Annotated in this window: 9 protein-coding genes; 4 read left to right on the forward strand and 5 right to left on the reverse strand. The window is 58.6% G+C overall.

The annotated features are described in order from the left end of the window. Positions 1–94: 94 nt before the first annotated feature. The 3 genes from CCANI_RS00325 to CCANI_RS13595 all read left to right on the forward strand — a co-directional run bounded on the left by CCANI_RS00325 (position 95) and on the right by CCANI_RS13595 (position 4,172). The gene (locus CCANI_RS00325; RefSeq protein ID WP_290211496.1) at positions 95–1,672 is read left to right on the forward strand and encodes an HNH endonuclease signature motif containing protein; all 1,578 of its coding nucleotides are present in this window, start codon (positions 95–97) and stop codon (positions 1,670–1,672) included. 273 nt (positions 1,673–1,945) lie between these two features. Continuing rightward, complete coding sequence (locus tag CCANI_RS00330) at positions 1,946–3,571, forward strand: IS1634 family transposase (RefSeq protein ID WP_290210782.1); 1,626 nt, start codon at positions 1,946–1,948, stop codon at positions 3,569–3,571. Positions 3,572–3,599: 28 nt separating this feature from the next. Beyond that, entirely contained in the window at positions 3,600–4,172 is a 573-nt protein-coding gene (locus CCANI_RS13595; protein WP_435382761.1) for a hypothetical protein, read from the forward strand. Positions 4,173–4,239: 67 nt separating this feature from the next. Here CCANI_RS13595 and CCANI_RS00340 read toward each other — a convergent pair whose 3' ends face one another. The 5 genes from CCANI_RS00340 to CCANI_RS00360 form a co-directional block, all read right to left on the reverse strand. Further along, positions 4,240–7,515, reverse strand: a complete 3,276-nt coding sequence (locus CCANI_RS00340; RefSeq protein WP_246118245.1) for an arabinosyltransferase domain-containing protein — start codon at positions 7,513–7,515, stop codon at positions 4,240–4,242. Positions 7,516–7,531: 16 nt separating this feature from the next. Next, positions 7,532–9,490, reverse strand: coding sequence for a galactan 5-O-arabinofuranosyltransferase (locus CCANI_RS00345; protein WP_146324746.1), 1,959 nt, complete (start codon positions 9,488–9,490; stop codon positions 7,532–7,534). A gap of 30 nt (positions 9,491–9,520) precedes the next feature. Continuing rightward, positions 9,521–10,282: a decaprenylphospho-beta-D-erythro-pentofuranosid-2-ulose 2-reductase gene (gene dprE2, locus CCANI_RS00350; protein ID WP_146324747.1), complete on the reverse strand. Its 762-nt coding sequence runs from the start codon at positions 10,280–10,282 to the stop codon at positions 9,521–9,523. A gap of 12 nt (positions 10,283–10,294) precedes the next feature. Next, the gene (dprE1, locus tag CCANI_RS00355) at positions 10,295–11,761 is read right to left on the reverse strand and encodes a decaprenylphosphoryl-beta-D-ribose oxidase (RefSeq protein ID WP_146324748.1); all 1,467 of its coding nucleotides are present in this window, start codon (positions 11,759–11,761) and stop codon (positions 10,295–10,297) included. 227 nt (positions 11,762–11,988) lie between these two features. Then, on the reverse strand, positions 11,989–12,213 hold the full coding sequence (locus tag CCANI_RS00360; RefSeq protein ID WP_146324789.1) for a hypothetical protein: 225 nt from the start codon (positions 12,211–12,213) through the stop codon (positions 11,989–11,991). Positions 12,214–12,246: 33 nt separating this feature from the next. Here CCANI_RS00360 and CCANI_RS00365 point away from each other — a divergent pair, with 33 nt between their 5' ends. Beyond that, the gene (locus CCANI_RS00365) at positions 12,247–12,624 is read left to right on the forward strand and encodes a hypothetical protein (RefSeq protein WP_146324749.1); all 378 of its coding nucleotides are present in this window, start codon (positions 12,247–12,249) and stop codon (positions 12,622–12,624) included. Positions 12,625–12,643 lie beyond the last annotated feature (19 nt).

Here is a 12,643-nt window from a genome sequence, read left to right on the forward strand (position 1 = left end):
TTGCGACCCTGGTAGCGGGTGTGCTCGCTGGGTAGAATGAGGGCTATACAGTACATAGATGTTCGGGAAGGGTTTCGGGAGGTGACGCGGGGCGATGACGACACAACAGGTGGATCCGGTGGATTCGGTGGTGGGGTTTGTGGTGGATGATCCGCAGAATTTCATTGGTGCTGCCGAGTTGGAGGCCAATCGGGTGTTTTTACATAATTGGTTGTTGGCGACCTTTGGGTTGGATGTGCACCGGTTGAATATCCGCGCGTTGGTGAAGGAATTCGCGGTGCATAGTGGCACGTATTCTGAAGCGCGGATGTATAACATTGTGGGTGGGTGTTTCCTGCTGCATGAGCGCCTGCCGGGGTTGAAGGCGCACGCGCTGGAGCATAATTATTTGAATTATGAGCGGTTGCGGACGATTTGGTTTGCCCTGGTGACCGTGTCCTTGGATGCCCCGGGCTATGTGTGGCGTGATATCGATACTGTGCTGGTGGGGTTGTTTACCCCAACCAGGGCGAATCAACCGTTGCCGAGTACGCGGCGGATCCGGCAGGTGCTGCGCGATACCCTGATCCGGTTACACATTGTGGAGGAAACCCCGCCGGAGGAGGCGTTGACCGAGGAGGCGATGGCCGCCCGGATTACGGCGATGTGTGGGGTGGAATTGTGGGAAAGCCCGCATGCTGGGGTCAGTGTGCTCAATGTGACCTTACCTAGTGATGAAGCCCATGAGATTAAACAACGCCTGGCCGCGGGGGCGAAAAAGCTGAACCTGCGGGAAGATGAGATCATCACGAATCGTATTTGCGGCAGTGGGGAGCAGCGGGATGCCGGGTGTACCGTCCACCTGTTTGGCCTTGGTACCCTTACCGAGGCCACGAAGGTGGTCCCGGAGCGGCTGCATGGGGTGGGTTTACTCACTGGGGAGCAACGCAGGCGCATTAGCGGCCGGGATTTTGCCTACACCAATATTGGCGATGTGGCGGAGGTGTTGCGGGCTGCGCATGATCCCACCGAGGAGCAACGCTTGTTGATCATGGGCCGGGATGGCACCTGCCGGTTCCCGGACTGCACCATGGACGCTACTTTCTGTGACATTGATCATGTGATCAACCATGAGGTCGGTGGGTGGACCACCGCGTCGAATCTGCAGTGTTTGTGTCGGCATCACCACAATTTCAAAACCGACCGGCACGCCACCGCTTCCACCGATGCTTACGGTAATGTCACGTGGCGGTTTGCCACGGGTGCGACGATTACCACGATTCCGCAGGGGGTGCTTGCCGGCCATGTGGTGGGCTGCCCCGCAGGGATTACCACCCGCCATGGCCAGCCGACGAAAACCGAGGAGGACTATCAGCAGCCGCCGATCCGGGAGGATTTCGGCCGGTGGGGCACCACCTTAATCAATTACCGCAACCGGCAACGCGCCCGCTACCTCGCCCGCCACCGGCTGGTTGCCAATATTCCCACCGAGCTGCCGCCCCTGCCCGAAGCCCCACACCCCGAACCCCCACCGGATGATCAATGGCCCCAAGAACCACCCGCAGACTACACCCCACCCAGGCCACGATGGGCGAAACCACCCTGCCAGCTGGCGAAACTACAGAAACGCGCCCGCCAAGCCAAACACCACCGCCGAACCAACACACCGCGCAAACGCCAACGCCGCAGCTAACCAACACCCCGGCCGGAGCGGGGCGTCGATAAGCTGCGGAAACCGCTGATGGGTGGCTCGGTCGGTGCTACTTGGTGTGTATCTGCATCTTGCCGGGGTTCCACAAGCCGGAACGCGCCTGACTTCCACAACTGTTTTGCGGATTTTTGGGTGGAATGTTTCTGACCTTGGGGTTTGTTGTTTTGGAAGTGCGTTTTGGGGGACTAGGTGCCTGGTTGGTGATAGCGTCATTGGGTGGCTTACATTAAGTATTCGCGGACTACCTCTGGTGGGGTGAGTGTTCAAGTTGTGCGCAAAGTCCGTGGCCGCACCGTTGTGTTGTCCCATGTGGGTACTGCTCATGATGATCTGACTTTGCATGCGTTAATTGACAAGGCAGAGGAATTTATGGGTTTAGACGCACAGATGAGTCTGGATATCGGCATTGATGTGCCAGTTCGTGCGCGTCCATCGATGGTGGATATCTCTAACTACCTGGAATCGGCCTCGGACAAGCAACTCGAGCTGTTAGTTGAACGCGGTGCTGATTCGACGGTTCTCCGCGATCCGCCCCGCGCTCAACGCGCGCCTGTGGCTGAGTCTAATTTTCCGGCCTCGCCACGGGTGATTTCATCTCCGGCCAGGTTGATCTGGGATGTGCTAGCCATGGTTTACCAACAGCTTGGCTTTGCCTCGTTACATGATGAAGCGTTTATGTCCACGGTGATAGCACGTGTGGTTAAACCCACCTCGAAGGCTCAGGTGCCTGAGGTTTTAGCGAGTATGGGCAGATGTGCGCCGCATGAAAACACCATCTACAACGCACTCAAGCGATGCCACGAACGCGACTATAAAAAGATAATTTCGGCCAAATGTCACGAGTATGTGCGCACCAATCATCAGGTAACCATGGTGCTGTACGACGTGACTACTTTGTATTTTGAAACCTCAAAAGAAGACGAGCTGCGTAAGATCGGGATGAGCAAAGAGCGTCGCGTTGATCCTCAAATCGTCGTGGGGTTGATTACTGATAATCTGGGATTTCCACTGCATGTGGACTTTTTTCATGGCAAGACTGCGGAAACCACCACGCTGATCCCGATGCTTGAGGCCTATCGCAATGCCCACGATTTGGAATCATTGACAGTAGTTGCTGATGCCGCGATGCTATCGGCAACTAATCTTGATGAGCTTGATGCTGCAGGGATTAACTACATCGTGGCCGACCGGCTAAAAAAAGCCCCTCACGCGGTGACTATCTCCGATGATGACATGGCGGCGTGGTCGAAGAAAACGGACACATACGAAATTGTCGAAACCACCAAAACTATGGGCAAAGCAGGCAATGCGGTCACTCGCCGAGTGGTAGTAGGTTTTAGTCCAAAGCGCTACAAGTACGACACGTTCACGCTACAAAAACAAAAAGAAAAAGCTCAAGCAACCGTCGCAGGCAAGGCAGCTACTCGGTTGCCACGGTTTGTATCAAGGAACAAAGACACGCTGAGGATCAACGAGAGTGCGTTCGATAAGGCGCTCGCTCTTGCCGGATGGAAAGGCTACGTTACCAACCTGGATAAAGACCAAGTCGCAGGTAGTGAGGTAATTAGTCTCTACCACGAGCTCCACCACATTGAAAACGCGTTCCGGATGGCGAAAACAGACTTGCAAGCCCGGCCAATTTTTCATCGCACTGAAGATGCCATCCAAGCGCATCTCACCATCGTGCTGGCTGCTTTAGCAATGTCAAAACACATTTACCTCACCTGCCAGATAACCACTCCGAAACTTGTCGCGACCCTCAGTCAGTACCGACACGCACTCGTCGAAACCGGCAAGCACCGATACGAAATCCCACCCCAGCTCACACCCGAAATCGAAGAAAAAATCAACCAGCTAAAAAACTTCAAACCGGGGGACTAGGGCAAATTGTGGAACTCAGGTTGATCATGTGATCAACCATGAGGTCGGTGGGTGGACCACCGCGTCGAATCTGCAGTGTTTGTGTCGGCATCACCACAATTTCAAAACCGACCGGCACGCCACCGCTTCCACCGATGCTTACGGTAATGTCACGTGGCGGTTTGCCACGGGTGCGACGATTACCACGATTCCGCAGGGGGTGCTTGCCGGCCATGTGGTGGGCTGCCCCGCAGGGATTACCACCCGCCATGGCCAGCCGACGAAAACCGAGGAGGACTATCAGCAGCCGCCGATCCGGGAGGATTTCGGCCGGTGGGGCACCACCTTAATCAATTACCGCAACCGGCAACGCGCCCGCTACCTCGCCCGCCACCGGCTGGTTGCCAATATTCCCACCGAGCTGCCGCCCCTGCCCGAAGCCCCACACCCCGAACCCCCACCGGATGATCAATGGCCCCAAGAACCACCCGCAGACTACACCCCACCCAGGCCACGATGGGCGAAACCACCCTGCCAGCTGGCGAAACTACAGAAACGCGCCCGCCAAGCCAAACACCACCGCCGAACCAACACACCGCGCAAACGCCAACGCCGCAGCTAACCAACACCCCGGCCGGAGCGGGGCGTCGATAAGCTGCGGAAACCGCTGATGGGTGGCTCGGTCGGTGCTACTTGGTGTGTATCTGCATCTTGCCGGGGTTCCACAAGCCGGAACGCGTGTGCGTCTCGTACTGGATCTTCGCGGGCACCGGCTCCTCGCCAGCCGAGTTGGTGCGCAACGTGTAGGTTTCCAGCGAACCCCAGTCGCGCTGCCAATCATTGTTCAGATAGGTAGGCACTTCCAGCGATGTACTCGTTGCCTCCGAAACACCCATGATGCCGCCGCCGTTAAAGTCCTGCCACGGGGACAGCGTCACCTTGCCGGGGTGATCCGGCGAAATACGGAACTGCGGCAACTCCGTTACGCCCGCATAGTGGTAGAACGTGCGTTGGCATGGGAATTGCAAGGCTACAGACCAGTCCAACAGGCCGGGGGTTTCGGGATCAATCACGTTGGTCATCCGAGTAAGGCTAGGAACGCGCGGCGGGGTAAACGCCAACCATTGGTCCGTATCCAAGCTCGAATCGGAGGCGACGATGCGCACGGAATCCGCATCCTCAGGCAATGAATCCAATGGAACACGCAGGTTACGCCACGATGGTGTCGGGCCGATATCGTACGGCTGGATTGTGCCCATCGACTTCACCTTGCCGTCGCCAGTGCTGCGGCCATACTCCACCACAAGCTTCTGGCCATCCTGCTCCACGCCATTAATATCGTCGTGCTTGACGCGGCCGGCGGCGGAGATCACCAAAAGCGGGGCGTCTTCCTTGCGCTCCGGCAACGAGTACCACGCCGTCTTTGTGTTCGCTTGGAATTGCGCGCCCACCGTGTAGGAACCAACAACCGGGACCTTTTTATAGTCGATGTTGTACGGCAATTCCGCGCGCGAACCATTCACACCCGGATCGGGGCGCACACCGCCGGTAATGCCGGCGGCCTGGCCTGCGGCCTCGCCCGTGCTCTCCTGGTCCTCCTCGGTGGTGCCCGCGATTGAGCCGGAGGTGCCGCTGCTGGTGCTCACGCCCTCGGTGGTGATGTGCACCGGAACATTATTGGCCTTGAAATTGCTCTTTTCGTCGGTGATCAGGGATTCGCCGAACTCGCTGCCATCAACCGTTTCCAAGAACGATTCATTAGTGTTGTTTTCCACCATCACGTCCGAGGCGAGCGCGCAATGATTGCCGGTGAAACTCCGCAAATTACCCAAGCCCACCGTGTATGCGGGGTACTGGGAAACAAAGCCTTTGGTCAGCGATGCCAACGAGAACAGCACCACCAGCGAGGTCATGACCAGCACCGGTGCGTTCAATACGCCGTGCGTCTTCCGGCGCTCCAATTGCACCTCGCCGCCCGCGGCCGTCTTGCGGATATCGTCCACGAAGGATAGGTACGTACCGGCGGCCAAGACCAGCAGCGAAATCACCAGCATGACGGTGTTCGCCTCGATGTTCTTCACCTGGATCGTCTTGTCATACCACGGCACGCCGAAGCTGGAGATATACCACCAGCCGTTGGTGCCCGCCAATGTGTTCGCCGTAATAAATAGCACGCCACCGGCGGTAAGCACCCGCAATCGCTTCGACTTGGAAAGCTGATGCGCCAATGCCACCGCCGCCAAACCGGCGATCGCCGCGCCAATGCCCGCATACACGCCGAAGTGGTGCGACCACTTGGTCGGCGTGAACATCATAAAGAACATCGTGCCGAAGATGACTAGTAGCAAGCGCCGAGACGGATCCGGCAAACTGCCCGGCACGCTGCGGTGACGCAGGATAGAAGCCACCACGATGGCCACGCCCACGAACATCATCATCACGGCAAAACGGCGGGTAAACGAGCCGTCCACGTTTTGCTGCATCAAGGTTTCGTAGCGTACCCACTCGTCGTACCAGTGCAGCGATGGGCCCTTGGCCGAACGCACCCGAATGGATTCGATCACGGTGGCCAGGGTTTGATCGCCGAACACCGCGAGCAGGATCGCCGTGCCGGAAGGCAGGAACGGCGCACACATGGCAAACACATCGCGTTTGGTTTCCGCGCGCCGCACCACGATGCGGACCAGCCCGGATAGGCCCACGAGCAGCGCGGAGACGGCCATCAGGCCCGTCGGCCCGGCCCCCAGCGAGACGGTTGCAATGATCACGCCGATGGCGCCGGGCAGCAACCGCTGCGACACGATCGCACGTTCGATGGACACCCAGGTAAGCAACGCGCCGAGCGCGATCACCGGCTCCGGGCGCAGGCCATTGTTGTACACCAACCAGAAGCTCAGGAACGCGAAGGCCGAGGTCCAGTGCGCCACCCTCCGCGAGTTAATGCCCTCGCCCAACCTGGGCAACACTTCGCGGCTCAATACCAGCCAGATAAGGATGCCGGCGATAAACCCGGGCAGGCGCATCCACACCGATGCGGTGGAGACCCGCGCCATCAAACCCAACAGGTCGTAGTATGGGGCACCGAACGGGGATTCGGGAACGCCGAACCAGCGGTAGTAGTTGGCCATATAGCCGGATTCGGCGGAGGCCCGCCCCATGGTGAGCAGATAGCCATCGTCCGAAGTATTCGCGCCGATCACATACCAATAGGCCAAAATAAAGCCGACGATCGCATCCAGTGGACGGAATTTAAACCAGCCTTCCGGCAGGAAGGGGAGTTTTTCGCCGTGGTGCTTATCCATGCGCCACAACGTCCACAATGAAACGAAGAGCATTGCCAGCCCGCCGAACATTGTGAGGTATTTCCAAATGCTCGGGGACGAGGTAAAGCGGGAGTTAATATTCACCTGCACCGTGAGCCCGGCGTCGATAAGCTCGGGTGCGTTCTCTAACTCCGTGTAAATGCCGGTGAGTTGCGGGCGTTCATCGTCCTCGGTTTCGCCCTTATGCTTAGTGCCGGGGATTTCTACCTTCGTCGAATCTTTGGTAGATGAAAGTTTAAGTACGGCGTCGCTGTCCAGCTTCTCTAAATCGCTTTTGGAAATGCTAAACGGCACCTTATCGCGCGCAAGTACGTCGAGACCAGCATCAGAGTAGCGCACAAACAAACCGCGCGTAGTGGCGTCTTTACTGTCGCTGGGCAACGTGCTCAGCACCGTAGTCTGCCCCTCGCGCAGCTTATCGACGACCGCGAGCGGCACCGTCGCCTCAATCGAATCCGGCGCGTACGAAATTAACGGCGCACTTACACTATTTATCTTCCCGTCTTGGGGCCAGCTAAACGATGATTGCGTTTGCGTCACTGGCATAAACGGAGTGACAACAAAAAGAATGAAGCCCAATACACCGCTGAGTATGGCGAGGTTCTTCACCCATCCCGGGGTTTGCGACTCTGATGTAGACACATCGGTCAATGTTACGTCAGCTCCTTTCGGATTCCCGAGTCACCACGATAAAGGGCCCAACCTGTGTGACATCCCACGTGGAAAATACCTCCGGATTAAAATACACACCCCGGAAACGCACATTCGGATTATTCGGATAAATATCTTCAGCTACATCGTACTTGTAGCCTTTATCTTGATCGCCACGGAAGATAAACACGTCCGGCGCGCGCCACGGGGAATCATCCAATGCGGCTGAGAACTTCGCCGGCGTGTTCAGGGTCTTCCAAGACTTTACCGCCCACTGCTCCAATTGCTCGTTGCGAGTATCAAATTCGCCTAGCGGATTCGCATAATGGCTGGTAAACGCTTGGAAGCCGCGGTACGGGTAGTAGGACATAAAGTTCTGCTCATCGGTCAACACCACCGTGTCCCGCGGGACGTAGCCCTTGGAGGCCAAGAGATCGTCGATCTCCTTGTAGTAGGTCGCCGAATCGGGCGGGAACCGGTCCGCGCGCTCCCCATAGCCATCAGTATCCGTATAGGCAAGATCGATCGCATCGTGGTTGCGCTGCGGGATCGTCTGGGCGTAGCCCAAACCGGCGGTAATAGCCACCAAAATTAGCGCGGCGGTAATCAGCTTGCGGGAGCGTACGCTGAACTGCGCCGGATACAGGCGGGCCACGCCAAACAGCCGAATATCAGCCAGCGCTAACACACCCGCCGTGGCGAGCTGCAGCGTAACAATCGAATCCAGCCGGAACCCAAGCAGCGTATTGCCCGCAATGGTGGCGATCATCGAGGCGACGATCCAGCAATAAAACACCACCAGCGCGATGCCCATGGAACGCACATCCGGATCGATCGCGCGCACCATCAGGAAGATCAGGCCGATCAGGCACAACCCACCGATAAAGCTGAACGAAAGCATGGGCAGCGGGATCTGCGTGCCCTCGTACGGCAGATAATGCATGGCGGTCGCCCCGGAACGCGTCTGCCCGCGCAGCACCGCCAAGATATACGGGGTCCATACGGGTGCGGCCACGATAATCGAGCCGACTCCCATGATGACTAAGCGCAAGATCGGCCACCAGCTGCGCTGCACGAACACGGCGAACACCGTGGCGATAAGGATCACGCTTAGCGCAATTGTGCCCGTGTACAGCGTGTACATGGATGCGGAAACACCCAAATAGACGATCATGCCGGCGATGGCCATCTTATGGCCCGCCACGGCGCGATACGCCAGCACGGATGCGGCGGGCGCGCCCAGGGCAACAATGGCCGCATACGGCTCCTCAGCGGACATCACCAGCGCGATGCACACGCTGACCAGGCCGATGCCCGTAGCCACCGGCAGGCTACCGCAGATGCGCTGCCAGACCGGCACCACCACGCTCGCGGCCGCCGCGATGGACACCAAGGACCACGGTTGGAAGCCCTCCCAGCCGGGCAGGCCCAGCAGGGCGGAAAACCGGCCCCCCAACCAGAACCAGCCACCCGGATAGAACGACGGCATGTCGATGTAATTCATGTCGTCAAGAATCGGGCTATCCGTCAGTCTTGTTAGAAATTGCGTGCGGAACCCTTGGTCAACGGTAATGCCGTCCAAATACAGGCGGGTGGCGGAAAGCGGGATAGCCGTGGTGGATACCACCAAGGCCGCGGGCGAAAGATAGGACACCAGCACGGTGAGCCACACGCGCCAGGTGGGGGTCGGCCCTCTTAGCCAGAGATAAGCCAAAACACCAACGACGACCAGCACCATGACAGTGGCGCTGGTCGCGATCGCCCGAGACACCAAAGACCCCCCAAAAGCTGGGAGGTTGGTCTGCTTCAACACAAACCAACACAGCAACGTGAACAACGCGCCGCCCACCCCAGCCCCCAAGATCGCGGCGATGGTCGCGCGATCCGAGAGCATGTCTTTGGTGAACGGCACTTCAGTTGCAGGGACGGGAAGCTCCACCGCGTCCCTATCGGTTACCTGTGTCATGCATTCCAGTTTGGCATACGTTGCGACAAGTTAGATGGGTAGCCGCCGTAAGATTCCTTTAGGCAGGTGCTGGAGAACCATCATCACGTACTTAAACACGGGGTGCACCCAAACCGTATCTTTGCGGTCCAAGGTAGCCTGGACCACCGCTTCTGCTACATCTTCGCGGTTCACCGTGAACGGGGCTTCCTTCACGCCGGCGCTCATACGGGTGCGCACCTGGCCCGGGCGGACCACCAAAACGTGGGCACCGGAACCACGAAGCGCCTCACCAAGCTGGGTGTAGAAACCGTCCAGCCCCGCCTTGGCGGAACCATACACAAAGTTCGAGCGGCGCACCTTCAAGCCAGCCGCCGAGGACATCGCAATGATCGTCCCGTGGCCCTGAGCCTTAAACTTTTCGGCCAACAACACGCCCACGGAAACCGCGCCCGTGTAGTTGATCTGCACCGCATCGACAGCCTTGTCCTGGTTCTGCCATTGCTCTTCGTTATCCCCCAGCACACCAAAGGCGACGATAGCCACATCCACATCCCCTTGGGAAAAGGCGAGATCGATCACCTCGGGGTGCGTATCAAACGCGCGCGCATCAAAATCGATGACGTCCACGGACGTTGCGCCCGCCGCCTTCAGCTTGGCCACCGTGGCGTCGATAAGCTTATCGCCCTGAAAAGTGGCAAGGGTGACGTGCGCTGGGCCCTTAGTAAGAAACTCTGCAACAATCGCGTTGCCAATCTCGGACGTGCCGCCGAGCAGCAAAATATTCTGGGCCTTGCCCACAGCATTCAGCATGGTAAATCCTTCTTAGTGCAGTTCGAGACGGCGGGACATATCGGAGGCGAAAACGCCGGTCGGGTCAATACTATGGCGGGTCTTCAACCAACCCTCCATGCCCGGGTACATCGCGTGGAAGCGCTCCGCGGGCGTGCGGGACTCCTTAGCCAAATACAGGCGGCCGCCGAACTCCATCACGCGGCGGTCAATATCGTCGAGGAAATCGCCGAGCCCGCGCTTAATCGGGAAGTCCACACACACGTTCCAACCCGGCATGGGGTAGGAGAGCGGCGCGCGGTTGCCCTCACCGAACAACTTGAACACGTTCAGCGCGGAGTAGTGGCCGGAACGCTGGATATCGTGGATGATCTCCTTAAACGGATCAACCGCCTCGCGCGGCACCACGAACTGGTACTGCAGGAAACCACGCGAACCATAGCCGCGGTTCCACTCGCCGATCAGGTCCAGCGGCTGGTAGAACTGCGTGAGGTTTTGCACCTTGTTTTTGTAGGTGCCGGACTTGATCCACCACAGCTCGCCGATGGCGATCATGCTGAGCTTGTTCATGGTGAAGGAGGGGAACACGTCCGGCACCGTCACCAGCTGCGGGGCGTTGAACTTCAGCGGATCCTTGGCCAGCTTCGGCGCCAGCTCTTCAAGTTGAGCCAACGTGGCTAGGGAGCCGCGGGAAATCGCGGAGCGGCCCAGCTTCGGCGGCGCCGAAATGGCATCGAACCAAGCCGAGGAATACGTGTAGTTTTTCTCCGAACCGTCGGAGTGGAACGCGATGGTTTCGTCGAGGGACCCCGTCAGGTCGCCGTCGGCGATAAAGTACGCGGTTTCCGTGCGCGTCATCTTGATGCGCGCCCGCACGATAATGCCGGTCAGGCCCATGCCGCCGACGGTGGCCCAGAACAATTCGCCTTCCGGATCGTCCGGGGTGCCTTCCGGCTCAAGGTGCAGGATGCGGCCGTCCGCCACGAGCAGTTCCATGGACACCACGTGGTTGCCAAAGGAGCCGGCGGAGTGGTGGTTCTTGCCGTGGATATCCGGGCCGATGGCGCCGCCGATGGTCACTTGGCGGGTGCCGGGGAGCACGGGAACCCACAGCCCGTAGGGCAGGGCCGCTTTCATCAGCTGGTCGAGGGTGACGCCGCCGTCGACGTCAACGATCGCGGTATCTGGGTCGATGCTGTGAATCTGGTTGAATGCCTGCATGTCCACGACGAGGCCGCCACCATTTTGGGCGCAGTCACCATAAGAACGACCCATGCCGCGGGCGATAACACCGCGCCGTAAATGTGAGGGTTTGGAGTCGTTTTGCTCAGCAACGAGGCGTACTGCGTTACAGATTGTTTCTAGGTCTGGTGTGGAAAGAACTTCGGCTGTGGAGGGGGCGGTGCGGCCCCAGCCGGTGAGGGATTTGGCTTCTGTGTGGAGGGCCCCAGAAGCACCGGTCGAAGCAACGGTGCTGGACTTGCCCTTATCGCTCGTCATCGTTTTACCACGGTACCCCTATTTGCGGGTTTGTCGACCGCCTTACGCTTTTCGACGCCCACTGGGCCCGTGTTATTAGTCACGCTAGGCGTCGCTTTGCTGCACCTGTGAGGCAAATATCGCTGGTCCGCCCCGATGCGTTGCCTCCCGCGCAAACGTGATGTGCCCAAGATGAGAAAATCCGAAGCCTGGGGGAAAGATGGGGTATGGGTGGGGCCTTTTTGGGGTTAGAGGTCCATAAGTTGCCGGATTTCGGCGGGCAATTCTTCCTGGGAAGTGATCTCCGGACCGTCGTATTCATTGAGGATCTCGTATACCCGAACCCGGTCCTTGCTATCCAAAAGCGGCAGCTCCTGGGCCATCAACATGGTCATGAAGTTATTCAGCGGGGTGTTGGTGTTTTCCGCGGCGATGTGCGGTGCGGGCGCCTTCTTTTTGAACAAGCCAAACATGGTCACAACACTACCTCGGCTATCGTTGCCAATATGAACACTTCACGTATCGCTGGCGCAGGATTGGTAGCCGTAATCACAGCACTTCCTGACTATGTTCACAACGCGTGGCTGCGGCGCGCGATCATCGCCGCATTGATCACAGGTGGCATCTACGTGATCAATAATGACGAAGACCCAGACAACGACATCAGCCTGGAGATGCTGGAGCTCGACGGCACCGAAGACGGCCCAGCCACCACCTGGCTGAAGATCGGCGGCGTAGCCGCAGCCGTGTATGCCTCGGCCAAGGCCGATGCCCTGGTGGCGGCGGGCCTGCGCAAGATCGGGATCCGCAAGCCGCACACCCTGCTCGGCGCGCTGGCTGGCGCCGTAACCTATGCGCGGACGCCGCTGGGAATCCGCAAGTAGCGGTTGAGACACGCCGGGC

This window comes from Corynebacterium canis (assembly GCF_030408595.1).
GTDB classification, from domain to species: domain Bacteria; phylum Actinomycetota; class Actinomycetes; order Mycobacteriales; family Mycobacteriaceae; genus Corynebacterium; species Corynebacterium canis.

Bases quoted from the DNA above. Each gene is read 5' to 3' on its own strand.
- CCANI_RS00325 (WP_290211496.1), top strand. From the start codon at position 95: ATGACGACACAACAGGTGGATCCGGTGGATTCGGTGGTGGGGTTTGTG.
- CCANI_RS00345 (WP_146324746.1), bottom strand. From the start codon at position 9,490: ATGACACAGGTAACCGATAGGGACGCGGTGGAGCTTCCCGTCCCTGCA.
- CCANI_RS00360 (WP_146324789.1), bottom strand. From the start codon at position 12,213: ATGTTTGGCTTGTTCAAAAAGAAGGCGCCCGCACCGCACATCGCCGCG.
- CCANI_RS00365 (WP_146324749.1), top strand. From the start codon at position 12,247: ATGAACACTTCACGTATCGCTGGCGCAGGATTGGTAGCCGTAATCACA.
- dprE1 (WP_146324748.1), bottom strand. From the start codon at position 11,761: ATGACGAGCGATAAGGGCAAGTCCAGCACCGTTGCTTCGACCGGTGCT.
- dprE2 (WP_146324747.1), bottom strand. From the start codon at position 10,282: ATGCTGAATGCTGTGGGCAAGGCCCAGAATATTTTGCTGCTCGGCGGC.